This is a genomic window from Streptomyces coeruleorubidus (genome assembly GCF_008705135.1).
GTDB lineage: Bacteria > Actinomycetota > Actinomycetes > Streptomycetales > Streptomycetaceae > Streptomyces > Streptomyces coeruleofuscus.
In genome coordinates this window covers 8,842,830-8,866,385 of sequence record NZ_CP023694.1, presented here as the reverse complement: position 1 = coordinate 8,866,385, position 23,556 = coordinate 8,842,830, and the positions used below count along the sequence as shown (strand labels likewise).

General features: G+C 72.7%; 22 protein-coding genes. 14 read left to right on the top strand and 8 right to left on the bottom strand.

Annotation, left to right across the window (positions count from 1 at the left end; translation table 11 throughout):
• Window position 1: 1 nt before the first annotated feature.
• Window positions 2-1,279, bottom strand: a complete 1,278-nt coding sequence (locus CP976_RS40370) for an MFS transporter (protein ID WP_150484800.1) — start codon at window positions 1,277-1,279, stop codon at window positions 2-4.
• A gap of 81 nt (window positions 1,280-1,360) precedes the next feature.
• Window positions 1,361-1,978 carry a LysE/ArgO family amino acid transporter gene (locus tag CP976_RS40365; RefSeq protein WP_150484799.1) on the bottom strand — a complete coding sequence of 206 codons (618 nt, stop codon included), beginning with the start codon at window positions 1,976-1,978 and terminating at the stop codon, window positions 1,361-1,363.
• Window positions 1,979-2,047: 69 nt separating this feature from the next.
• Between CP976_RS40365 and CP976_RS40360 the strand changes: the two genes are divergently transcribed.
• On the top strand, window positions 2,048-2,947 hold the full coding sequence (locus tag CP976_RS40360; protein WP_150485716.1) for a LysR family transcriptional regulator ArgP: 900 nt from the start codon (window positions 2,048-2,050) through the stop codon (window positions 2,945-2,947).
• 38 nt (window positions 2,948-2,985) lie between these two features.
• Here CP976_RS40360 and CP976_RS40355 read toward each other — a convergent pair whose 3' ends face one another.
• Entirely contained in the window at window positions 2,986-3,693 is a 708-nt protein-coding gene (locus CP976_RS40355; RefSeq protein WP_150484798.1) for a TetR/AcrR family transcriptional regulator, read from the bottom strand.
• A 113-nt stretch (window positions 3,694-3,806) separates the two neighbouring features.
• Between CP976_RS40355 and CP976_RS40350 the strand changes: the two genes are divergently transcribed.
• Both CP976_RS40350 and CP976_RS40345 read left to right on the top strand, forming a co-directional pair.
• Complete coding sequence (locus tag CP976_RS40350) at window positions 3,807-5,024, top strand: saccharopine dehydrogenase family protein (protein ID WP_150484797.1); 1,218 nt, start codon at window positions 3,807-3,809, stop codon at window positions 5,022-5,024.
• 101 nt (window positions 5,025-5,125) lie between these two features.
• Window positions 5,126-5,377 carry a WhiB family transcriptional regulator gene (locus tag CP976_RS40345; RefSeq protein ID WP_020282223.1) on the top strand — a complete coding sequence of 84 codons (252 nt, stop codon included), beginning with the start codon at window positions 5,126-5,128 and terminating at the stop codon, window positions 5,375-5,377.
• A 57-nt stretch (window positions 5,378-5,434) separates the two neighbouring features.
• Here the strand turns inward: CP976_RS40345 and CP976_RS40340 are convergent, their stop codons facing one another.
• The gene (locus CP976_RS40340) at window positions 5,435-5,878 is read right to left on the bottom strand and encodes a DUF6098 family protein (protein ID WP_150484796.1); all 444 of its coding nucleotides are present in this window, start codon (window positions 5,876-5,878) and stop codon (window positions 5,435-5,437) included.
• Window positions 5,879-6,028: 150 nt separating this feature from the next.
• Between CP976_RS40340 and CP976_RS40335 the strand changes: the two genes are divergently transcribed.
• A complete protein-coding gene (locus tag CP976_RS40335; protein ID WP_150484795.1) occupies window positions 6,029-6,379 on the top strand; it encodes a DUF488 domain-containing protein in 351 nt (116 codons plus the stop codon).
• Window positions 6,380-6,402: 23 nt separating this feature from the next.
• Here CP976_RS40335 and CP976_RS40330 read toward each other — a convergent pair whose 3' ends face one another.
• Together CP976_RS40330 and CP976_RS40325 are read right to left on the bottom strand one after the other, a co-directional pair.
• Window positions 6,403-8,076 carry an FAD-binding dehydrogenase gene (locus CP976_RS40330; protein ID WP_150484794.1) on the bottom strand — a complete coding sequence of 558 codons (1,674 nt, stop codon included), beginning with the start codon at window positions 8,074-8,076 and terminating at the stop codon, window positions 6,403-6,405.
• Between the two features lie 16 nt (window positions 8,077-8,092).
• Window positions 8,093-8,731 carry a TetR/AcrR family transcriptional regulator gene (locus CP976_RS40325; protein ID WP_150484793.1) on the bottom strand — a complete coding sequence of 213 codons (639 nt, stop codon included), beginning with the start codon at window positions 8,729-8,731 and terminating at the stop codon, window positions 8,093-8,095.
• A 103-nt stretch (window positions 8,732-8,834) separates the two neighbouring features.
• Between CP976_RS40325 and CP976_RS40320 the strand changes: the two genes are divergently transcribed.
• From CP976_RS40320 to CP976_RS40310, 3 genes are all read left to right on the top strand, one after another.
• Window positions 8,835-9,458, top strand: coding sequence for an alpha-ketoglutarate-dependent dioxygenase AlkB family protein (locus CP976_RS40320; RefSeq protein ID WP_150484792.1), 624 nt, complete (start codon window positions 8,835-8,837; stop codon window positions 9,456-9,458).
• Window positions 9,459-9,568: 110 nt separating this feature from the next.
• Complete coding sequence (locus tag CP976_RS40315) at window positions 9,569-10,312, top strand: MBL fold metallo-hydrolase (RefSeq protein ID WP_150484791.1); 744 nt, start codon at window positions 9,569-9,571, stop codon at window positions 10,310-10,312.
• A 41-nt stretch (window positions 10,313-10,353) separates the two neighbouring features.
• On the top strand, window positions 10,354-11,586 hold the full coding sequence (locus CP976_RS40310) for a DUF4032 domain-containing protein (protein WP_150484790.1): 1,233 nt from the start codon (window positions 10,354-10,356) through the stop codon (window positions 11,584-11,586).
• 13 nt (window positions 11,587-11,599) lie between these two features.
• On the opposite strand, the gene CP976_RS40305 is transcribed toward CP976_RS40310, so the two are convergent.
• Entirely contained in the window at window positions 11,600-12,481 is an 882-nt protein-coding gene (locus CP976_RS40305; protein WP_150484789.1) for a universal stress protein, read from the bottom strand.
• A gap of 77 nt (window positions 12,482-12,558) precedes the next feature.
• Here CP976_RS40305 and CP976_RS40300 point away from each other — a divergent pair, with 77 nt between their 5' ends.
• The 5 genes from CP976_RS40300 (at window position 12,559) to CP976_RS40275 (ending at window position 19,713) form a co-directional block, all read left to right on the top strand.
• Entirely contained in the window at window positions 12,559-12,912 is a 354-nt protein-coding gene (locus CP976_RS40300; protein WP_150484788.1) for a VOC family protein, read from the top strand.
• Between the two features lie 106 nt (window positions 12,913-13,018).
• A complete protein-coding gene (locus CP976_RS40295) occupies window positions 13,019-14,695 on the top strand; it encodes an NAD(P)/FAD-dependent oxidoreductase (RefSeq protein ID WP_150484787.1) in 1,677 nt (558 codons plus the stop codon).
• Window positions 14,692-16,137 (top strand): ATP-binding protein, encoded by a 1,446-nt coding sequence (locus CP976_RS40290; protein WP_150484786.1) that lies wholly within the window; start codon window positions 14,692-14,694, stop codon window positions 16,135-16,137. Before CP976_RS40295 ends, CP976_RS40290 begins: the two co-directional genes overlap by 4 nt.
• Entirely contained in the window at window positions 16,134-16,487 is a 354-nt protein-coding gene (locus CP976_RS40285; protein ID WP_150484785.1) for a UBP-type zinc finger domain-containing protein, read from the top strand. Before CP976_RS40290 ends, CP976_RS40285 begins: the two co-directional genes overlap by 4 nt.
• Window positions 16,488-16,779: 292 nt before the next feature.
• Window positions 16,780-19,713 (top strand): helix-turn-helix transcriptional regulator, encoded by a 2,934-nt coding sequence (locus CP976_RS40275; RefSeq protein WP_150484784.1) that lies wholly within the window; start codon window positions 16,780-16,782, stop codon window positions 19,711-19,713.
• A gap of 45 nt (window positions 19,714-19,758) precedes the next feature.
• Here the strand turns inward: CP976_RS40275 and CP976_RS40270 are convergent, their stop codons facing one another.
• Window positions 19,759-21,003, bottom strand: a complete 1,245-nt coding sequence (locus tag CP976_RS40270) for an SGNH/GDSL hydrolase family protein (RefSeq protein WP_150484783.1) — start codon at window positions 21,001-21,003, stop codon at window positions 19,759-19,761.
• 291 nt (window positions 21,004-21,294) lie between these two features.
• On the opposite strand from CP976_RS40270, the gene CP976_RS40265 reads away from it, so the two are divergent.
• Together CP976_RS40265 and CP976_RS40260 are read left to right on the top strand one after the other, a co-directional pair.
• Window positions 21,295-22,749, top strand: coding sequence for a CAP domain-containing protein (locus CP976_RS40265; protein ID WP_150484782.1), 1,455 nt, complete (start codon window positions 21,295-21,297; stop codon window positions 22,747-22,749).
• 75 nt (window positions 22,750-22,824) lie between these two features.
• A complete protein-coding gene (locus CP976_RS40260) occupies window positions 22,825-23,502 on the top strand; it encodes an AIM24 family protein (protein ID WP_150484781.1) in 678 nt (225 codons plus the stop codon).
• Window positions 23,503-23,556: the final 54 nt, after the last annotated feature.

Sequence of the window (23,556 nt, the reverse complement as noted above, 5' to 3'; positions counted from 1 at the left end):
GTCAGACGCGGTAGCGCCGCAGCGCCGGTACGGCAGCGGCCAGGACCAGCATCACGGCGACGACGAGCAGCCCGCCGCCCGCGACGGCGGTACGGGGGCCGAAGGCCGAGCCCGCTGTGCCGTGCAGCATGTCGGCGAGGCGCGGGCCGCCCGCCACGACGACGGTGAAGACGCCCTGCATGCGCCCGCGCATCTCGTCGGTCGCGGCGGACAGCAGGATCGCCCCGCGGAAGACCATCGACACCATGTCGGCCACCCCGGCCACGGCGAGGAACGCCACCCCCACCCACAGGTTGCCGCTCAGCCCGAAGCCCGTGATGGCCGCGCCCCAGACGACCACCGACCCGATGACCATCCAGCCGTGCCGGCGGGCCCGGGAGAAGGTGCCGGAGAACAGTCCGCCGAGCACGGCACCGATGGGAATCGCCGCGAACAGCAGACCCAGCGCCAGCCCCTCGCCGTACGGGGCGTAGGTCTGGGCGGCGAGCTGCGGGAACAGGGCCCGGGGCATGCCGAGGACCATGGCGATGATGTCGGCGAGGAAGGACAGCAGCAGCACGGTGTGCCCGGAGATGTAGCGGAATCCGGCGGCTATCTCCCTCACGCCCGCGCGGCGGACCGCCGTGCCGAGGGGCGGCAGCGACGGCAGCCGGTACACCGCCCACACGGTCACGCACAGGGCCAGCGCGTCGATGAGGTACAGCTCGGGCAGCCCGATGACGGGGATGAGGGCGCCGGCCAGCAGCGGGCCCGCCACCTGACCGGTCTGCATCACGGTCGAGCCGAGGGCGTTCGCCGCGGGCAGTTCGTCCTCGGGGACCAGGCGGGCGATGGAGGCGTTGCGGGCCGGTGCGTTCAGGCCCCAGAAGGCCTGCTGCACGGCGAGCAGCACCATGAGCGCGGCCACCGACTCCAGGCCGGTGAAGGCCTGGAGCCAGAAGAGCAGCGAGGTCACGGCGATGCCGATGTTGGTGATCAGCAGCAGCTTGCGCCGGTCCATGGTGTCGGCGATCGCGCCGCCCCACAGCGCGAACACGATCAGCGGCACCAGGCCGGCCAGGCTCGCGGCGCCGACCCATGCCGAGGAGCCGGTGATGTCGTAGATCTGCTTGGGCACGGCGACGGCGGTGAGCTGGCTGCCGACGGCCGTGACGATGGTCGAGCCCCACAGCCGCCGGTAGGCGGGGCGGCGCAGGGGGCGGGTGTCCATGGCCCAGCGCCGCCGGGGCGCGTGCGGCTCCGGGTCCTGCTCTGCCGTCTTGCTCTCGCTCGCGTCCACTCGCCGCTTCCTCGATGTCCGCTACATCTTTCTGGGCGGGGATCACTATCGCACCGGTCGCCGAGCGCGCGGCGGCCGGTCTCAGCTTCCGGCGATCAGCACGGCACCGAGCACGATCATGGTGGCGGCGACCAGGCCGTCCAGGATCCGCCAGGCGGACGGCTTGGCGAGGAAGCGGCCGAGCATCCGGGCGCCGAAGCCGAGGGCGGTGAACCAGCAAAGGCTGGCCAGCACGGCGCCGAGACCGAAGGTCCAGCGCAGCGGGCCGTGGTCGGCGGCGACGGAGCCGAGCAGGAACACGGTGTCGAGGTAGACGTGCGGATTGAGCCAGGTCATCGCCAGGCAGGTGAGCACCGCCCGGCGCATCGATCCGGCCGCCTCCCCCTCCGTCTTCAGTGCGCCACCGTCGGGCCGGAACACCCGGCGGGCGGCCAGGGCGCCGTAGCCCAGCAGGAACGCGCCGCCGATCCAGCCGACCGCCTTCAGTGCGCCCGGCCAGGTCACCACCACCGCACCGACCCCGCCGACGCCGAGGGCGATGAGCGCTGCGTCGGACAGGGCGCAGATGGCGACGACGGCGAGGACGGCCTGGCGGCGGATGCCCTGGCGCAGGACGAAGGCGTTCTGGGCGCCGATGGCGACGATGAGGGACAGTCCGGTGCCGAAACCGGCGGCGCCGGCCGTGAAGGTGCTGGTCATGGCGTCGACGCTACGGACGGGCCCGATCCGGGTCCAGCTAAAGATTCTTACGTATCATTAGCAGCCGTGATGGTGACCGATCTCCCGCTGGACCAGGTACGGACCCTGCTCGCGGTCGTGGACGAGGGGACGTTCGACGCGGCGGCGGCCGCGCTGCATGTGACGCCGTCGGCGATCAGTCAGCGTGTGAAGGCGCTGGAGCAGCGCACGGGACGGGTGCTGCTGCTGCGGACCAAGCCGGTGCGGCCGACCGAGTCGGGCGAGGTGCTGGTGCGGCTGGCCCGGCAGGTGGCGCGGTTGGAACGGGACGCGTACACGGAGCTCGGGCTGAGCGGGACCGGGGAGCCGACCCGGGTGTCGGTGGCGGTGAACGCGGACTCGCTGGCCACCTGGTTCCTCCGGGTGCTCACGCGCGTGCCGGAGGAACTGCGGCTCTGCTTCGAGCTGCGCCGGGAAGACGAGGATCACACGGCGGCGCTGCTCAGGGAGGGGGTGGTGATGGCGGCGGTGACCTCCTCGCCGGATCCCGTGCCGGGGTGTTCCGTCCGGTCGCTGGGGCGGATGCGCTACATCCCCGTGGCCGCGCCGGACTTCGCCGCGCGCCACCTCGACGGACCGCTGGACCAGGTGCTCCCCGACCTGCCCGTGGTGGCCTTCGACCGGCGGGACGACTTCCAGGACGGCTTCGTGCGCCGGCTCACCCGGGGGCGGAGCAGCGCGAGCGCGCTGCGGCACTACGTGCCGACCTCGGAGGGTTTCGTCGAGGCCGTGGCCGCCGGGCTGGGCTGGGGCCTGGTGCCCGAGGCCCAGGCGGACCCGCTGCTGCGCACCGGGCGGCTGGTCGAATTCGCCCCGGGCCGGACGGTGGACGTGCCGCTGTACTGGCAGCAGTGGAAGCTCGACTCGCCCGCGCTGGTGCAGGTGGCCGAGACGGTGACGGCAACTGCCGGGGAGGCACTGCGGGCGTGACGCCCAGGGGGTGTGACGCCCAGGGGGTGTGACACCCCCTAGTCCCGGACGTCCTCCAGTTGGGCCCCCGCGCTGTCCAGCAGCATGTCCAGGGCGGTCGGATAGGCGCTGGTGAGCATCCGCGTGGCGAGCAGGGGTGCGGCCTCCGCGATGCGGGGGTGGGTGGTGGCCGGCAGGCGTGCGTACGTCGAGCGCCACATCTCCTCGTCGGCCCGCAGCGCGGCGCTGGGCAGGGCCAGGGAGGCGGCGTCGAGCGCGGCGAAGGCCAGTGTGGTGTCGACGAAGGCGTGGTAGACGCGCACGGCGTCCGGCACCGGGAAGCCCGCCGTGCGCAGGATGTCCAGGACGGCCTCGTCGGCCGCGAGTTCGTGGGCCCGGCCCGAGACGCGGCTCGCGGTGAGCACGGCCGCCTGCGGATGCTCCATGTACGCGGCGTGGATGCGCAGCCCGACGGCCCGCAGATCCGCCCGCCACTCCCCCGTCGGCACCCAGCCGCGGAGCGCCTGCCCGATCAGCGCGTCGCCGATGGCGAGCGTCAGATCGTCCATGCCCCGGAAATACCGGTAGAGCGTGCTCGGGTCGGCATCCAGGGCCAGACCGAGCCTGCGGGCGGTCAGCCCGGCGCTGCCGTGTTCGCGCAGCATGCGCAGCGCCGTGTCGACGATCAGCTGTTCGGACAGCACGGTGCCGCTCTTGGTGGGCCTGCGCCTGCGGCGTTTCTCCTCCGGCACCACGGGCTTCGGCACGACGGACTCCCTCCATGCTGCTCCTTATGCCAACGCCATTGACCTTAAGTCACGGGGCGGCGTTGTATCTCCCCGAGGGCGCGCCACGTTCTTCGCAAAAGGGAGTTTCTGTCATGCGTGTACTGCTCGTGGGTGCCGGAGGTGTGGGCGGCGCGATCACCCGGATCGCGGCCCGGCGGCCGTTCTTCGAGGCGATGGTGGTGGCCGACTACGACCGGGGCAGGGCCGAGGCGGCGGTCGCGGCGCTCGGCGGTGATGCACGGTTCACCGCCGGACAGGTGGACGCGGGCGACGAGGCGGCGGTGGCCGGGCTGCTGGCGCGGCACCGCTGCGACCTCCTGCTCAACGCCACCGATCCCCGGTTCGTGATGCCGCTCTTCCGCGCGGCCCGCGCCGCGGGCGCCACGTATGTCGACATGGCGATGTCGCTGTCCCGGCCGCACGCCGAGCGGCCGTACGAGGAGTGCGGGGTCAAGCTCGGCGACGAGCAGTTCGCGCAGGCGGCCGACTGGGAGAAGGAGGGTGTGCTGGCCCTCGTCGGCATGGGCGTGGAGCCGGGCCTGTCGGACGTCTTCGCGCGGTACGCCGCGGACGAACTCTTCGACGAGATCGAGGAGATCGGCGTCCGCGACGGCGCGAACCTGACGGTCGACGGCTACCGCTTCGCGCCCTCGTTCAACATCTGGACCACCATCGAGGAGTGCCTCAACCCTCCGGTCGTCTACGAGGCCGACCGGGGCTGGTTCACCACCGAACCCTTCAGCGAGCCCGAGGTCTTCGACTTCCCCGAGGGCATCGGCCCGGTCGAGTGCGTGAACGTCGAGCACGAGGAGGTACTGCTCGTCCCGCGCTGGGTCGACGCGCGCCGCGTCACCTTCAAATACGGCCTGGGCGGCGAGTTCGTCGAGACGCTGAAGACGCTGCACCTGCTGGGCCTGGACCGCACCGATCCGGTGGCCGTGCCGGGTCCGGACAGTTCGGTGGCGGTCTCGCCCCGGGACGTGGTCGCCGCGTGCCTGCCCGACCCGGCGACGCTCGGCGAACGCATGCACGGGAAGACGTGCGCGGGCACGTGGGTGCGGGGCGTGCGGGACGGCAAGCCGCGCGAGGTGTACCTCTACCACGTGGTCGACAACCAGTGGTCCATGGCGGAGTACGGCTCTCAGGCCGTGGTGTGGCAGACCGCCGTCAACCCCGTCGTGGCACTCGAACTCCTCGCCACGGGCGCCTGGTCCGGCGCCGGTGTGCTCGGCCCGGAGGCCTTCCCGGCCCGCCCGTTCCTGGACCTGCTGACCGCCTACGGCTCACCCTGGGGCATGCGCGAGGAGTGAGCGTGTCCGGGCGGCGCTGTTTCACCACGCGTCGACAGGTGACCCGAAAAGGAGCAATCATCCGAACGGGCACGTTTCTACTGCGATCGCAGGTGACTTCGATGGACAACTGGCGAGACCACGCTGCCTGCCGGCACGAGGACCCCGAGCTCTTCTTCCCGATCGGCACCTCCGGCCCGGCCCTGATGCAGACGGAGCAGGCCAAGGCGGTGTGCCGGCGCTGCCCCGTCCAGGAGCCGTGCCTGCAGTGGGCGCTGGACACGGGGCAGTCCATCGGCGTGTGGGGCGGAACCAGCGAGACGGAACGGCGCGCGCTGAAGCGGCGGGCGGCGGCCCGGCGGCGCTCCGGCTGACGCCACTTTGGCCCGGGGCGCCACTCCGGTCGGCGCCCCCTACTCCCCCTGGGGGCCTCAGCTGCGGCGCAGCGGCCCCCAGGGGTTCTCCTGCCGGGACACCTCCGCCTTCGCCTCGTCGATCACCTGCTGGTCGATCCAGCACATCGGCCGGGCGTCGGTGACCAGCGGTTCGTTGTCCGGCCCGCGGGAGGTCTCCTGGCCCGCGAGCACCCAGGCCCGCACACCGGGACCCTTCTCGTGCGGCAGATGGGCGTAGTCGTGCAGGCGACGCGCCACCCACACCCGGACGGGCCGGTCCTCCCACCAGTCCTCGACGTCGAGCGGATTGGCGGACAGGCCCGGCATGGGCACGCCCGTCAGATCGTCGGTGCTGGACACGTCGCGGAGATCGGTCGCGGGGCCGCGCGACCAGCGGACGTACAGGCCCTGATGCTCTTCGACCAGCTCGGTGAGCTCGGCGAGTGTGCGCACGACCGGCAGGTCGTCCGATCCACTCATGTCGTGTCCTCCTCCCTCGACGCCGTCAGGCGGACGGAGTACCCGCTCGGCGCGAGCGGAATCGGTCCTTCGGCGCGGACGGGTGCCGGCGCCCGGCCGGGGTTACGCTCGCGGCACATCCGTCCGCCGCAGCAGCAGAAGGGGCCGAGCATGAGCGTCCGCGTACGCCGCGTCTATGATCCTCCCGAGCCGGAGGACGGGGTGCGTGTCCTGGTCGACCGGCTGTGGCCGCGGGGGCTGGCGAAGGACGCGGCGCGGGTGGACGAGTGGCCGAAGGCGATCACCCCGTCGACGGAGCTGCGCCGCTGGTACCACGCCGGCGAGGGCTCGTACGAGGAGTTCGCCGGGCGGTACGAGGCGGAGCTGGCCGCCGACGAGGCGGCCGAGCTCCTCGACCACGTCCGCGACCTGGCCCGCAAGGGGGATGTGACGCTGCTGACCGCGTCGAAGACGCCGGAAGAGAGCCACGCCACGGTGCTGGCCCGCCTCGTGCGGAGCTGAGGAGGCGGGCCGTCCGGGCACGGTCAGGCGGTCTGCTTCGCCGCCGCCCGCCCCGCCGCCCGCCCCGAGAAGAGGCAGCCGCCGAGGAAGGTGCCCTCCAGCGCGTTGTAGCCGTGGACACCGCCGCCGCCGAATCCGGCGACCTCGCCGGCCGCGTACAGCCCCTCCACCGGCTTGCCGTCGGCTCCGAGCGCGCGGGAGTCGAGGTCCGTCTGGATGCCGCCGAGCGTCTTGCGGGTGAGGATGTGCAGCTTGACGCCGATCAGGGGGCCGGCCGCCGGATCGAGGATGCGGTGCGGGGTGGCGACCCGGCCGAGGCGGTCGCCGATGTAGCGGCGGGCGTTGCGGATGCCCTGCACCTGGGCGTCCTTGGCGTAGGGGTTGGCGATCTGGAGGTCGCGGGCCTCGATCTGGCGCTTGATCCCGGCCGCGTCGAGGAGCGGCTTGTCGGTGAGCTCGTTCATCTTCTCGACGAGCTGTTCGACGCTGGGGGCGGTCACGAAGTCGGCGCCCTTGCGCAGGAACGCGTCGACCGGCCCGGGCGCGCCCTTGCCGAGGATGCGTTCCTTCAGGAACCCGGCGCGGTCCTTGGCGGTGATGTCGGGGTTCTGCTCGGAGCCCGACAGGGCGAACTCCTTCTCGATGATCTTCTGCGTGAGGATGAACCAGGAGTGGTCGTACCCGGCGATGTCCTCGGTGGTCCGCAGGTGCTTCAGGGTGCCGAGGGTGTCGTAGCCGGGCAGGTAGGGCCCGGGCAGGCGGCGGCCGAGGGCGTCGAACCACATCGAGGAAGGGCCGGGCAGGATGCGGATGCCGTGGCCGGGCCAGATCGGGTCCCAGTTCTGCAGGCCCTCGGTGTAGTGCCACATGCGGTCGCGGTTGACCAGCCGTACGCCGGCCTCGGCGCTGATGTCGAGCATCCGTCCGTCGACGTGGGCCGGTACGCCGGTGACCATCTCCCGCGGCGGGGTGCCGAGGCGCTCGGGCCAGTAGCGGCGGATGATGTCGTGGTTGGCGCCGATGCCGCCGCTGGTGACGACGACGGCCTGGGCGGTGAGTTCGAACTCGCCGACGGCGTCGCGGCTCGAGGCGACGCCCCGGGGTGAGGAGTCCTCGGCCAGGACCGTGCCGCGCACGCTCCGGGCGCTGCCGTCCTGCATGACCAGTTCGTCGACGCGGTGGCGGTGGTGGAAGGTGAGCAGTCCGTCGCGCGCGGCCTGCTTGGCGTAGCGGACGAAGGGTTCCACCACACCGGTGCCGGTGCCCCAGGCGATGTGGAAGCGGGGCACCGTGTTGCCGTGCCCGTGCGCCGTGAGGTCGCCGCGCTCGGCCCAGCCGACGGTGGGCAGGAACGTGATGCCGTGCCCGTTCAGCCAGGACCGCTTCTCCCCCGCGGCGAACTCGACGTAGGCGCGCGCCCAGCGCACGGCCCAGGTGTCCTCGTCGTCCAGCCGGTCGAAGCCCGCGCTGCCCCGCCAGTCGCTCCAGGCGAGGTCGAAGGAGTCCTTGATGCCCAGCCGCCGCTGCTCCGGCGAGTCGACGAGGAACAGCCCGCCGAAGGACCAGAAGGCCTGTCCCCCGAGGTTGGCGGCGTTCTCCTGGTCGACGAGGGCGACCCTCCTGCCCCTGCTGGTCAGTTCGTGTGCCGCGACCAGGCCTGCGAGGCCCGCTCCGACGACGATGACGTCGGCGTCCATGGCGACGTTCCCTTCTTCAGTTCTGCCTGTGGTCGGGGGTGCCGCTGCCGTCGGTCAGCAGGGCCGTGAGCAGTTGCTTCAGCCAGGCGCGGGCGTGTTCGACGTCCCGGTCCAGCAGCAGTTGCGTGGTGACGCCGTCGTAGGCCGCGACCACGGCGTGGGCGGCGCCGTCGGTGTCGCCCAGGACGGCGGGCAGTGCGGTGTGGCCGCGGGCGCGGGCGAGCCGGTCTGCGATCGCCTGCCGCAGCCGCGCCCGGTGCTCCAGCAGGCTCCGGGCCACCTCCGGGTCGCGGGCGGCGTGCACCAGGAAGTCCGTCTTCACCAGGAGCCAGTCCCGGTCGAGGAGCAGCACGTCGGTGACGCGGTCCACGGCGGCCGGCACGTCGAGGCCGGGCCCGTCGAGGGCGAGGGCCCCGGACACCTGCTCCGCGATCAGGTCGGCCCGCTCGCGGTAGAGGGCGAAGAACAGCTCGTCGAGGCTGGAGAAGTTGGAGTAGAAGGCGCCCCTGCTGTAGCCGGCGGCCTCGCAGACCTCCTCGATCGAGACGTGCCCGAAGCCCTTGGCCGCGAACACGGAGAACGCCGCGTCCAGGAGGTTGGCCCGGGTGCGGACACGGCGCCTGGTCACACGCCCGGTCGTTCGCTCCACGGCCATGCCCGGCCTCCTTTCGATACGTCACTGTATTCGATACACCGATGTATCGAAAGGCTCGGAATTCCCATGGAACAAGTTTTCGATTACGGGGTACGCTGGGGCCATGCACCTCCAGGGCTCCCTCTTCGACCAGACGGACGAGCTGCGGCTCGCGCCTCTCGACGGGATCAGCCGTACCGACCTCGGTTTCGGCGCCTGGCTCGACGTCCTGCCCGGGTGGCTCAGCGGTTCCGACGCGCTGTTCGAACAGCTGGCAGCCGAGGTGCCGTGGCGGGCGGAGCGGCGCACGATGTACGACCACGTCGTCGACGTCCCCCGGCTGCTCGCCTTCTACGGCGCCGAGGACCCGCTGCCGCACCCGGTCCTGACCGAGGCGCGCGACGCGCTGAGCGCCCACTACGGCGAGGAACTGGGCGAGCCGTTCACCACGGCCGGGCTGTGCTACTACCGCGACGGCCGGGACAGCGTGGCCTGGCACGGCGACCGGATCGGGCGGGGTGCGCGCGAGGACACGATGGTCGCCATCCTGTCGGTGGGAGCGCCCCGTGACCTGCTGCTGCGTCCGATGCGGGGCGGTCGCGACACCGTGCGCCGGCCACTGGGCCACGGCGACCTGATCGTGATGGGCGGCTCCTGCCAGCGCACCTGGGAGCACTCCGTCCCCAAGAGCACCCGCGCGACGGAGCCGCGGATCAGCATCCAGTTCCGCCCGCACGGCGTGCACTGAGCCCGAACGGCCACGCCCCGCCGGTCCGTTGAGGACCTGGCCGTTCCGCCTGCCGTGGCGTCTGCTTTCCTTCTCTCGTCGGGCTGGGACCACACCAACGCGGGGCGATCATGCGGGCAGACGTACACCAAGTCGCGGACGGCACCTACCTGGTGCACGGCTCCGACACCAACTGGGTGATCCTCGCGGAGGGGGACGCCGTCACGCTCGTCGACACCGGCTACCCCGGCGACCGGGAGCGTCTCCTCGCCTCGCTCGCGGAGGTGGGAAGCTCCCCGGAGGCGGTCGCGGCGGTGCTGATCACGCACGCGCACAACGACCACCTGGGTTCCGCCGAGTACCTGCGCGCGACGTACGGCACGCCCGTGTACCTGCACGCGGCCGAAGCACCGCACGCGCGCCGGGAGTTCCTGCACCAGGTGTCTATCGGGACGGTACTGAAAAACGGCTGGCGGCCGGGTGTGCTGCCATGGGCCGTACACGCGCTGCGCTCCGGCGGCACGACGCACAACCCGGTCACGGCCCCCGAGCCCTTCCCGGCGGGGCCCCTGGACCTGCCCGGGCGGCCCGTGCCGGTGCACACGCCGGGCCACACCGACGGGCACTGCGCCTACCACCTGCCGGGCACCGGTGTGCTCGTCTCCGGCGACGCCCTGGTCAGCGGGCACCCCACCTCGCCGGTCGAGGGGCCGCAGCTGCTGCCGGACATGTTCCACCACGAGCGCCCGCGTGCCGTGGCGTCCCTGGACGTCCTCGCGGAACTGGAGGGCGAGCTGCTGCTGCCCGGGCACGGTCCCGTCCACCGCGGCTCGTTGAAGGACGCCGCACACCGGGCCCGGGAGCGCGCCCTCTAATCTGAGGTGACGATCAGCGGCGAGACAAGGACACCCGGCTCATGGCACTTCAGATCAGCGCGACCAACCCGGAGCATCCCGCGCTTCTGCTGGAGCTGCCGTGGGACCTGCCCCTGGAGGAGTGGCCGGAGGAGTACCTCGTGCCGCTGCCCCGCGGCATCTCCCGGCACGTGGTGCGTTACTCCCGGGCCGGCGACGAGGTGATCGCCGTCAAGGAACTGGCCGAGCGGCCCGCGCAGCGCGAGTACGGGCTGCTGCGCGACCTGGACCGGATCGGCATCCCGGCGGTGGACCCGCTGGCCGTGGTCACCGGCCGTACCGGCGCCGACGGCGCCCCGCTGGAGAGCGTGCTGATCACCCGGCACCTGGGCGGCTCGATGCCGTACCGCTCGATGTTCGAGACGACCATGCGCCCCGCCACCATGCACCGGCTGATGGACGCGCTCGCCGTGCTGCTGGTGCGGCTGCACCTGGCCGGGTTCGCCTGGGGCGACTGCTCGCTGTCCAACACGCTCTTCCGGCGCGACGCGGGCGCCTACGCCGCGTATCTGGTGGACGCCGAGACCGGTGACCTGCATCCGCAGCTCAGCTCCGGGCAGCGTGAGTACGACCTGGACCTCGCCCGCGTGAACATCAGCGGGGAGCTGCTGGACCTGGAGGCGTCCGGGGCGCTGCACCCGTCCGTGGACCCGATCGAGTTCGGGATGGAGATCTGCGCCCGCTACCGCGGCCTGTGGGACGAACTCACCCGCACGTCCGTCTACCCGGCCGGGAAGTACCACTACATCGAGCGCCGGATCCGCCGCCTGAACGAACTCGGGTTCGACGTCGCCGAGATGCAGATCGAGCACGCCTCGAACGGCGACACGGTCACCTTCGTGCCCAAGGTCGTCGACGCGGGCCACCACCAGCGCCAGCTGCTGCGCCTGACCGGGCTGGACACCGAGGAGAACCAGGCCCGGCGGCTGCTCAACGACCTGGAGAGCTGGATGGCGACCCAGGACGACTACGCCCCGGGCGACCCCCTCGGCGCCCGCCCGGAGGTGCTGGCCCACCGCTGGGTGCGGGAGGTGTTCCGGCCGACCGTGCGGGCGGTGCCGCCCGAACTGCGCGGTTCCATGGACCCGGCGGAGATCTACCACCAGCTCCTCGAACACCGCTGGTACATGTCCGAGCGGGCCCAGCACGACATCGGCATCGAAACGGCGGTCGAGGACTACATCCAGAACATCCTCCCCAAGGCCCGCAAGACGCTCCAGCCGACGGCGGACTGAGCCACAGCCACCGTCAGGCGTGCGGGACCACGGCCACCGGGCAGTCCGCGTGGTGCAGCACGCCGTGCGCCACCGAGCCGATCCGGGCACCGACGGCCGTACGGTGGGCCCGCCGTCCCACGATCATCACCTGGGCCGTCCCGGCCACCGACAGCAGCACCTGCCCGGCGCTGCCCATTTCGACGTGCTCCTCCACCGGCACGTCGGGGAAACGCTCCCGCCACGGCAGGACCGCGGCGGCCAGGGCCTTCTTCTCGTAGGGCTCCAGCCCCCCGGCCTCGTCGAGGAGCTTCAGCGAGCCGGGGCTGTAGGCGAACACCGGCGGCAGGGTCCAGGCCCGTACGACCCGCACCGTCGCCCCGCGCGCGGCAGCCGTCTCGAACGCGAACCGCAGCGCGTCGGCGCTGTCCTCCGGGTCGCCCTGCTGGCCCACGACGATCTCCCGTCCGGCGGCCTCGACGGAGGGCTGGTCACCGGCCCGGACGAGCACGACGGGCCGGGTGGCCTCGGCGATGACCTGCTGGCCGACCGAGCCGAGCAGGAAACCGACGATCGGCCCGTGGCCGCGCGAGCCGAGCACCAGCAGCTCGGCGCCGGCAGCCGCGGCGACCAGGGTGTCGACGACCGGGCCCTCCACGACGTCGGTGGTCACCTTTAGGTCAGGGTGCCGTTCGGTGATGGTCCCGACCGCCTCGGTCACAGCGCTGTGCACCCACTCCGCCTGGCTGTCCGCGTCCCCGGCGATCCCGGCTTCGAGCGCCTCCTGCGGCTGGAACCGCCAGGCGTGCACCACGCGCAGCGGCCGGTCGCGCCGCACCGCCTCGCGGGCCGCCCAGGCGAGGGCCGCGAGGCTCTCCTGCGTTCCGTCGACCCCTGCGGTGATCGGGCGTGTCATCCGGCTGCCTCCTTGTGTGAATGCCACTGCATGCAAAAGCCACTGCGACGATGATCAGTTTTCACTATTCTTCCCGCATGTCTCTGGAGTGGGAGCAGGTAATGGTGGACTCGGCCGATCCCGTGGCGCTGGGCCGCTGGTGGGCCGAGGCGCTGGGCTGGACGGTGGTGAACGACGCACCCGACGAGTTCGAGATCCGGCCCGCCCCGGACCGGCTGCCGGGGCTGCTCTTCACGACCGTGCCGGAGAGCAAGACCGTCAAGAACCGCCTCCACCTCGATTTCCGGCCCGACGACCAAGAGGCCGAAGTGGCCCGGCTGCTGGCGCTCGGCGCGCTCCACGCCGACGTGGGGCAGGGCGAGCAGCCGTGGGTGACGCTGGCCGACCCGGAGGGCAACGAGTTCTGCGTGCTGGGGGCCCGCCGGAGCTGATCTCCGTATCGGAGCGCCCCCCGGCGATCGAACATACGATGGGCGAAGGTCGGTGCGGTGCCCCGGGGCGCCGTGCCGTGAGTCGACCGCCCGGTGTGGGGGACGTATGGCACAGGCCGCCGATGCGGCGCGGACCGTCGTCATGACCGTGGACGACGACCCGGGGGTCTCCCGGGCCGTGGCCCGGGACCTGAGGCGGCGGTACGGCGCGTCGTACCGGATCGTGCGCGCGGAGTCCGGCGAGTCCGCGCTCGACGCGCTGCGGGAGCTGAAGCTGCGCGGCGATCTCGTGGCCGTGATCCTGGCCGACTACCGGATGCCGCAGATGAACGGCATCGAGTTCCTCGAACAGGCCCTGGACGTCTACCCGGGCGCCCGGCGGGTGCTGCTGACGGCGTACGCGGACACGAACGCGGCGATCGACGCGATCAACGTCGTCGACCTCGACCACTACCTGCTCAAGCCGTGGGACCCGCCCGAGGAGAAGCTCTACCCGGTCGTCGACGATCTGCTCCGGGCATGGCGGGCCGGCGACCACCGGCCCGTCCCCAGCACGAAGGTCGTCGGGCACCGCTGGTCGGCGCGCTCCTCGGACGTCCGGGAGTTCCTGGCCCGCAACCAGGTGCCGTACCGCTGGTACTCCTCCGACGAGCCGGAGGGGCGGCGGCTGCTGGCCGCGGCCGGTGAGGACGGGATGCGGCTGCCGGTGGTGATCACGCCGGACGGGACACCGCTGGTGGAGCCGGAGGCAGTCGACCTCGCCGCCCGGGTCGGGCTGGCGACGACCCCGACGGCCGAGTTCTACGACCTGGTCGTGATCGGCGGCGGTCCGGCCGGGCTCGGCGCGGCGGTCTACGGCGCCTCCGAAGGGCTGCGGACGGTGCTCGTGGAGCGGTCCGCGACCGGCGGGCAGGCCGGGCAGAGCTCACGCATCGAGAACTACCTGGGCTTCCCCGACGGCGTGTCGGGGGCCCAGCTCACCGACCGGGCACGGCGGCAGGCGACGAAGTTCGGCGCCGAGATCCTCTCCGCGCGCGAGGTGACGGCGCTGGAGGCCAACGGCGCCGCCCGGATCGTCCGGTTCTCGGACGGCTCGGCGGTCGCCGCGCACAGCGTGATCCTGGCGACCGGCGTGTCCTACCGGCAGCTGGCGGCGCCCGGCTGCGAGGACCTGACCGGGTGCGGAGTGTTCTACGGCTCGGCCCTGACGGAGGCTCCCTCCTGCCAGGGACAGGACGTGTACATCGTCGGCGGCGCCAACTCCGCCGGGCAGGCGGCGATGTACCTCTCACGGGGCGCCAAGTCGGTGACGCTGCTGGTGCGCGGCGAGTCGCTGGCGGCGTCGATGTCGCACTACCTCATCCAGCAGATCGAGGAGTCCCCGAACATCCAGGTGCGCGCCCGCACGGTCGTCGAGGAAGCGCACGGCGACGGTCACCTGGAGCGGCTGACGCTGCGGGACGTGGACACCGGCGAGACCGAACAGGTCGACGCGCAGTGGGTGTTCGTGTTCATCGGCGCTGCCCCGCGGACCGACTGGCTCGACGGCACGGTGCTGCGGGACGAACGCGGGTTCATCCTCGCCGGACCCGACCTGACGCCCGACGGCCGCCCGCCGGAGGGCTGGGAGCTGGACCGGCCGCCGTACCACCTGGAGACCAATGTGCCCGGCGTGTTCGTGGCGGGCGACGCCCGCTCCGAGTCCGCCAAGCGGGTCGCGTCCGCCGTCGGAGAGGGAGCCATGGCCGTGATGCTCGTCCACCGGTATCTGGAGCAGTCGTGAGCGGGCAGCCCCTGCCTTGCGCCCCGCAGGAGATCGGCTCCCTGTTCCTGTTCGAGAAGCTGACCCCCGAGCAGCTGGGACGGCTGTGCGCCGAGGGGCGCGTGGAGCAGTTCGAACCCGGCCCCGTGTACACCGAGGGTGAACCCGCCACCTGCTTCTACGTGATGCTGGAGGGCACGGTCGTGCTGTACCGCCGGGTCGGCGGGGACGACGTGGAGGTGACCCGGACCTCCCAGCGCGGGGTGTACGCGGGGTCCATGCAGGCGTATCTGGGCGACCGGGTGCGGCAGGTCTACAACAACTCCATGCGCGTCACCGAGCCGACGCGGTTCTTCGTGCTGCCCGCCGACACGTTCGCAGGCATCATGCAGGAGTGGTTCCCGATGGCGGTGCATCTGCTGGAGGGGCTGTTCTTCGGTTCGAAGAACACCCAGCGGGCCATCGGGCAGCGCGAGCGGCTGCTGGCGCTCGGCTCGTTGTCCGCCGGCCTCACCCACGAGCTCAACAACCCCGCGGCGGCTGCCGTACGGGCGACCGCGACGCTGCGGGAGCGGGTGGGCAAGATGCGGCACAAGCTGGCGGTCATCGCGCAGGGCTCGTACTCCCCCGAGGTCATGGCGAACCTCATCGACCTCCAGGAACGCACCGCCGAGCGGGTCGCCAAGGCACCGACGCTGAGTCCGCTGGAGGCCTCCGACCGCGAGGACGCGCTCACCGACTGGCTCGACGACCACGGCATCCCGGACGGCTGGCGGATCGCCCCCGCCTTCGTCCAGGCCGGTCTCGACGAGGACTGGCTGGACCAGGTCGCGGCGGCGGTGGACGAGGAACTCCTGCCGAGCGCCGTCGGATGGCTCAACTACACCGTCGAGACCGAGCTGTTGATGGACGAGATCAACGACTCCACCGCGCGCATCTCGCATCTCGTCGACGCCGCCAAACAGTACTCCCAGCTCGACCGGGCGCCCTTCCAGAACGCCGATGTGCACGAACTGCTCGACAGCACGCTGCTGATGCTGTCGGGCAAGATCGGCCGGCGGATCAAGGTCGTCAAGGACTACGACCGGACGCTGCCGAGGATCCCGGCGTACCCGGCGGAACTCAACCAGGTGTGGACGAACCTGATCGACAACGCGGTCTCGGCGATGAACAGCGCGGGCGGGGAAGGGACGCTGACCGTACGGACGGCCCGGGACCACGACCGGCTGCTGGTGGAGTTCCGGGACACGGGCGTCGGTATCCCGGCGGAGGACCGGGGGCGGATCTTCGACCCGTTCTTCACGACGAAGCCGGTGGGTGAGGGGACCGGGCTCGGGCTCGACATCTCCTGGCGGATCGTGGTCAACAAGCATCACGGGAGCATTCAGGCGGAGTCGGAGCCCGGGGACACGCGGTTCCAGGTGCTGCTTCCGCTGACAGCGGTCGAGGAGGAGTCGGCATGAGTGGTGAGAACGGGATCGACCCGAGTGCTGCGCCCAGCGGGAGCGGGTGTGCGGAGTGCGAGGCCGCCGGGGGGTGGTGGTTCCACCTTCGGCGGTGTGCGCAGTGCGGGCATGTGGGGTGCTGTGACAGTTCGCCCGCGAAGCATGCGACGGCTCATTTCAGGGAGTCGGGGCATCCGTTGGTGCAGAGCTTCGAGCCGGGTGAGGTCTGGTACTGGGACTACTCGACGAACGAGTTGTACGAGTCGGGGCCGGAGCTGGCCGCGCCGGTGAGTCATCCCGCGGATCAGCCGGTGCCGGGGCCTGCGGGGCGGGTGCCGGATGATTGGGCGAGGGTTTTGCGGGCCTAGGGCGTGTCCGTAAAGTCCCGTCGTCCGCCGGAGGGCGGGCCCCGCGGCGTTCGGTGCGTGCTCTCGGCGTGCCGGGCGGACGCCCGCGTACTGGTTGTACGCGGGTGTTCGGCCGGTGCGGCGAGAGTGCGTGCCGGGCGTCGCGGGGCAGGCGGGACTTTGCGGACACGTCCTAGGAGCTCGGGGGTTGTTGTTTGGTGGCGGCTGCGGGTTGTTGTGGGTTGATCGCGCCCACGCGGCGGAGCCGCATAGTGTCACAGCCCCGCGCCCCCAAGAGAAGAAGGTTGGTTCTGTGCCGCAGGCTTCATACGTCACGCCGGTTGTCGGGCGGGGATCCGAACTTGCCTGGCTGACCGGCGTGCTGGAGCGAGCCCGGCGTGGGGAGGCTCGTGCGGTACTGGTCGCCGGGGACGCCGGGGTCGGTAAGACTCGGCTCCTGGACGAGGTCGGGGGGCGGGCCGCCGAAGCGGGCATGACCGTGGTCACCGGGCACTGCGTGGATCTCGGTGATGTGGGGCTGCCGTATCTGCCGTTCACCGAGATCCTGGGCGTGCTCGCCGCCGACGAGCGGTTCGCTTCCGCCCTGGCCGCTCATCCCGCGGTCGGGCGGATGCTCGGAGGCGGGAGCGATTCCGCTCGGGACGTAGACGGGCGGCTGCGGCTGTTCGAGGGGATGGCGGGGCTGCTGGCCGATGTGGCGGATGTCGCGCCGCTGTTGCTCGTGCTGGAGGATCTGCACTGGGCCGACCAGTCGTCGCGGGATCTGCTGCGGTTCCTGCTCGGCCGGGGTGTTCTGCGGCACCGGCTGGCGGTGTTCGCCTCGTACCGGGCGGACGACCTGCACCGTCGCCATCCGCTGCGGCCGCTGCTCGCGGAGCTGATACGGCTGCCCGCCGTCGAGCGGCTGGAGCTGCGGCCGCTGGGCGATTCCGATGTGGCCCGGCTGGTGCGGCAGCTCGAACGGCGTCCGCTGGCGGAGGCGACGGTGCGGCGGATCGTGGAGCGGGCCGAGGGGAACGCCTTCTACGCGGAGGAGTTGCTCGCGGCGACGGACACGGAGTCCGGCGGGGTGCCCAGCGGGCTCGCCGACGTGCTGCTGATCCGCTTCGAGCAGTTGTCCGACACCGCGCAGCAGGTGCTGCGGACCGCGGCCGTCGCCGGGCGCCGGGTGGAGCACGAGCTGCTGCGGGAGGCGGTCGGGCTTCCCGAGGAGGAGCTGGAGTCGGCGCTGCGCGAGGCGGTGGGACGGCAGTTGCTCGTCGCCGGGGGCGACGACACGTACTCCTTCCGGCACGCCCTCGCCCGTGAGGCCGTCTACGCGGATCTGCTCCCCGGGGAGCGGGCGCGGCTGCACGGCGCGTTCGCCCGGCTGCTCGCCGGGCAGGGCCGGGCCGCGGAGAGCGCTGCCGAGCGTGCCCACCACTACCGGGAGAGCCACGACCTCGCCGAGGCGCTGACCGCCTCCCTGGAAGCCGCCGACCACGCCCAGCGGGTGGGCGCGCCGGCCGAGGAGCAGCGGCATCTCGAAGCGGCCCTCGACCTGTGGCCGGCGGTGGGTGCCGAGGCGCGGCCCTCGAGCGGAGGCGTCGGCCGTGTGACGCTGACCTTGCGGGCCTCGGCGGCCGCCGCGCACGCCGGGGAGCTGCACCGGGCGGTCTCCCTCGCACGGTCCGCGCTGGCGGAGCTCGGCCAGGACGCCGACTCCGAACTCGCCGCCCGGGTCCGCTACACCCTCGCCGGGAACCTGTTGAGCGTGGACAGCCTGACGGCGGCGTTCGCCTACAGCAGCGAGGCCCTGGCGATGATCCCCGAGGATCCGCCGTCGCGTACGTGGGTGTGGGCGGCGGCCACGCATGCCATGGCCGCACGCCACGTCGGGGGGAACGAGACCGCGCTGCGGGTCGCCCGGCGGGCACTGAGCGTGGCCGAGGGACTGCGGATGACCGACGCCCAGGCGGACCTGCTGGTCTCCCTGGCCGTCTTCGACGGAGGCGGGCGGCGCGGCCCCGAGGGCCGTGAGCGGCTGCTGCGGGCCCGGGAGCTGGCCCGGAGTTCGGGCAACGCGGCCGTGGAACTGCGTGCCCTGTTCAACCTCGCCATGGGCTACTACGAGTCCGGTGCGCTGGCGGAGTGCGTGCCCTGGCTGACGGAAGGCCTGGACCGGGCCCGGCGCGCCGGGCTGCTGTCGTCCCCGTATCCGCTGGAGATGCGGTACCTGCGGCTGGTGGTGCTGCATGTGCTGGGCCGCTGGGACGAGTGTGTGCGGGCGGCGGCGGCCGATGCCGAGCCGCTGCCGGCCGCCGGCGCGTACACGGTCGGTCCCGCGCTGTACGTCGCCCTGGCGCGGGGCGACATGGCGGCCGCCGACCGGGCGCGTGCCCTGCTGGAGGGGCCCTTCGACTGGATGGCCACCCTGGTCGCGGGCATCGTGCTCACCGACGCGGCGGCGCTGCGCCGTGATCCCGGGGACGCGGTGCGGTGGACGCGGTCCACGGTCGCGGCCCTCACCGACGAGGCGGGGGCCCGCCCGGAGGTCGCGGTCCGGCTCGCCGCCCTGGCGTTGTCAGCGGTGGCCGACGCGGCCACCGAGCCCCGGTCGGCCGGTGACGAGGCGACGACCCGCCGCTGGACGGACACCGCGGCCGAACTGGTGGAACTGGCGCGAGCCACCGCCACCCACGCCGAGCACGGCACTCCACAGGGCCCGGAGGGGCAGGCGTGGCTGGCCCGTGCCGAGGCGGAGTGGATCCGAGTCGTCTCGGGGCCGGACGCCGCGGCCTGGTCTCGGGCGCTGACGGCGTTCGGCTTCGGCGACGTCTACGAGCAGGCACGCTGCCGGCTGCGGTACGCCGAGGCCCTGGTCGCGGCCGGGCGTCGCGAGGAGGCGGCGGCCGAGGCCCGCGAGGTCCGGGAGACCGCCGACCGTCTCGGCGCCACGCCGCTGCGGGAGCAGGTGGACGTCCTGGTCCGGCGCGGTCGCCTGGCGGACACGCCGGACACCGACGAACGCGTGGTGCTCACCGCACGCGAGCAGGAGGTGCTGCGGCTGCTGGCGCTCGGCCGCAGCAACCGGCAGATCGGCGAGGAGCTGTTCATCACCGGCAAGACGGCGAGCGTCCACGTCTCCAACATCCTCGCCAAGCTGGGCGCGGCGAGCCGCGGCGAGGCGGTGGCCATCGCCTACCGGGAGGGTCTGATCACCCCGGAGCGGTCGGCGTCCGGCTGACCTGCGGACCGCCGCCGGCCGGCGGGGGCGTGTCCCTGATGCGGGCTAGCGGGTCCCGCAGTCGAGGCTCTCCGGATCGACGGCGTCGGCCATCGCCTGCATCCCCTTGTCGTTGGGGTGCAGGTGGTCGCCGCCGTCGAAGGCGGGGAGGAGACGCTCGTGGTCATAGGGGCTGCGCAGGATGCGGTCGAAGTCGGTGACCGCGTCGAACTCCCCGCTGCTGCGGAGGAAGGTGTTGACCTCCTGGCGCACGGCTTCTCCCTCGGGGTCCCATTCCCGCCATCCCTTGTAGGGGGCGACCGTGGCGGCGACGACGCACTTCCCGGCCGCGTGCACCCGGTCGGCCAGCGTGCGGTACCCGGCGATGAGCTCGTCGGCCGTGGCGCCGGGCTCAACCTTGATGTCGTTGACGCCCTGGAAGACGAACACCGTGCGCAGGCCGGGCAGCGAGAGGACGTCCCGCGACAGGCGGTTCAGGGCGCTCTGTCCGGGGCCGTCGGTGAGGACCTTGTTGCCCGCGATACCCGCGTTGGCCACTCCCTCGACGGACGTCGTGGGGGACGTGCGCAGCCGGCGGGCCAGGTAGTCGGGCCAGCGGCGGTCGAGGCCGGTCGTGGACTGCCAGCCGTCGGTGATCGAGTCGCCGAGGGCGGCCACGGCGCCCGCCGCGGGCCTGGGCCGCACGGTGACGGCGTCGAGGTAGAACCAGGAGCCGGTCCGCTGCGCCCAGTTGGCACCGCTCTCCTCCGCCGTGTGGTCGCCGGCGGTGGTGTACGACGTCTGCATCGCCATCCAGTGCCCGGTGAGCACTCCTCCCGCCCGGGGGACGTAGAGGCTGACCACGAGCTTGCTCGCGGCGGGGACGTGGCCGGGCAGCGGGTCGCTGTAGACGATGCCGCCGGCGGGGACCGTGACGGAGCGCGCGCCGTCGAAGGTCAGGCGCCGGTTGCTGCCGGGGACGAGTGCGGCTCCGTCGCGCTGTAGCCCCGCGTGGACGTTGCCGAACGTCACCGGCTGGTCCCCGAAGGCGTTGGACAGCCGCACCCTGAGGCCGGTGCCGCCGACGCTGGTGTGCACGACCAGCCGGTAGCCGCGGCCGTCGACCGCCTCGCCGATGCGGTCGGCGGAGGAGGCCCAGGTGACCACGCCGTACTCGGTCCCTGTCGGCGCGCCGGCCGGCGGGTCCGGCTCGTCCCCCTGGGGTGCGCCGCCGGAACCGCAGCCCAGCAACAGGCAGCAGCAGACGGCGGCCAGGGCGGTGCGGCCGCGAGGGCGTGCGGTGCGTGGCATCGGGGGGCGCTCCTTCGGCCGGTGTGCACGGTCGGGCGGTGTAGGGGGCGAGATCCCGCAGCGTCGCGGAGCCACCGGGACCGAGTCGGACAGTGCCTGCCGTCCCGGCGTACGACACGTTAGTGGTGCGGCCTCGAGGAACGGGCATCGCTCTTCGAGGTGGTCGCAGGCGGGAGCCGGCTTTCTGGTCGTGGACGGGGGCTGACGTGGGAACCCCCGCGCCGCCACGGCCGTTGTCCGGGCATCCGCGTCCCCACGGGGAGGCCGGTACGACGACAGCAGGGGGGCGTGATGAACGAGTTGGTCCCCGGTGGCAATCTGCCGCTTCCGGGCGGGGCGGTGACCGTCCGGGTGCCCGGCCCGTTCGACGTGTCCGCGCTCGTCACGGACGACGGCGGAAAGGTGCGGGACGACGGCGACTTCGTCTTCTACAACCAGCCGGCCGCGCCGGGAGCGACGCTCCGGGGCGACGCGCTCACCGTGGACCCGGCGAGGCTGCGCAGCGGGGCCACCCGGGTCACCGTCGCCGTCAGCCCCGCCGAACCCGGAACCCCCCTCGGTCGCCTGCCGTCCCCCACGCTGCACGTCACCGACGCCGGAGGCCGCCCGCTCGCCCGGTTCACCCCACCGCACCCCCGCCAGGAGACGGTCCTGCTGCTCGCGGAGCTCTACCGGCGCGGCGACCGCTGGAAGCTGCGGGCCCTGGGCCAGGGGTATGCCGACGGACTGGCGGGACTCGCCAGGGACTTCGGTGTCGACGTCGTGGACGACACGCCCGCGACCGGGCCGGACTCGCCGGCAGTCGGTGCGTCGGGCGCGCGGCCGGGCTCCCCCGGCGGCGGCGCGCAGCGAGCGGCCCACGCCCCCACCCACGCGCCGACACCGCCGACGGCCGCGCGGCGCCCGACCGGGAGCGCAACCGGCGTCGGCCCCTCCCCCGGCCCTTCCGCCTCCGTACCGTCCGCCCCCGACCCGGACGGCTTCACCGCCCTGGTCAACTCCGCCCGAACCGCCATCGGTTCACCACCGGTCTCGCTCGACCCGCGGCTCGTGTCCGCGGCGCGGGCCCACGCCGCCGCCATGGCCGCGTCCGGACGCCTCGGTGTCGAGAGCCGGGACGGCGTCTCCGTCTACCAGCGGGTCGTCGGCGCCGGGTACGCGTACCTCACCGTCGGCGAGCACCTGGTGTCCGGCCCGCGCGCCACAGCCGAGTTCGTCGCGTACTGCCTGCGCACGGACGGGGCCCGCCGCATCCTGCACGAACCGGCGTTCACCCACGCCGGAGTGGCCCACGTCCACGACGGTCCCACCGACGACACGTACTGGACCGCGCTCTGGGCCAGGCCCCTCACACCGGACGGGCTGACGGGCGCGGCGGCGGCCGTCACCGACCTCACCAACCGGGAGCGCGCCCGGGCCGGGCTCCCGCCGCTGGCCGCCGATCCCCTGCTCACCGCCGCCGCCCAGGCACACAGCGCGGACATGGTGGCCCGCGCCTTCTACTCGCACACCGCGCCCGACGGCAGCCGGCCCTGGGACAGGGCAGCGGCCGCGGGCTCCACCCGGCGTTCCATCGGCGAGAACATAGCCTGCGGCCAGCGCTCCCCCGCCGAAGTGGTCGAGGGCTGGATGAACAGCCCGGGCCACCGGGCCAACATCCTCAAGCCCGGCTTCACGCACATCGGGGTCGGCTTCGCGGGCGGCGGCCGGGCGGGAACGTACTGGACGCAACTCTTCGGCGGCTGACACCGCACGACCGCGCGCCCTGCCGTCACTCGCCCGATCTTGGCGGAGGGGAATGCTCCGGGTGAGGATGCGTGTATGAAGGGTGACCTCTTTTCCAGCAGGCACATGGCGCAGCCGGCCGTCGCACCGGGTATGACGGCCGAGAACGCCAAGTGCCTCCGCTACACGGTGAACGGCGAGATGCTCGCCCGACAGGGCGTGATGATCGCCTACCGCGGCAACCTCCAGTTCGAGCGCAAGGGCCAGGGCGTGGGCGGCATGCTCAAGCGCGCGGTCACCGGGGAGGGACTTCCGCTGATGGCCGTGCGCGGACAGGGCGAGGCATGGTTCGCCCACGAAGCGCAGAACTGCTTCATCGTCGAAGTCGAACCCGGCGACGAGTTCACGGTCAACGGCCGTAACGTCCTGTGCTTCGACGCCACGTTGTCCTACCGCATCGCGACCGTGAAGGGCGCCGGCATCACCGGGGGCGGCCTGTTCAACAGCGTCTTCACGGGGCACGGCCGACTGGGCTTGGTGTGCGAGGGCAATCCGCTGGTCATCCCGGTCTCGCCGCAGTATCCGGTGTACGTCGACACCGACGCGGTCGTCGGCTGGACGGCGGGCCTCCAGACCTCTCTGCACCGCTCCCAGTCCGTCGGCTCGATGCTGCGCGGCGGCTCCGGCGAGGCCGTGCAACTGGCGCTCCAGGGCGAGGGATACGTCGTCGTGCGGCCGAGCGAGGCGACACCGCAGAAGGCCGGTCAGCACTGAACTTCGAAGCCGACGAGGCTGTGGTCGAGGGCCCGCCGGAAACCCGCGGGCCCT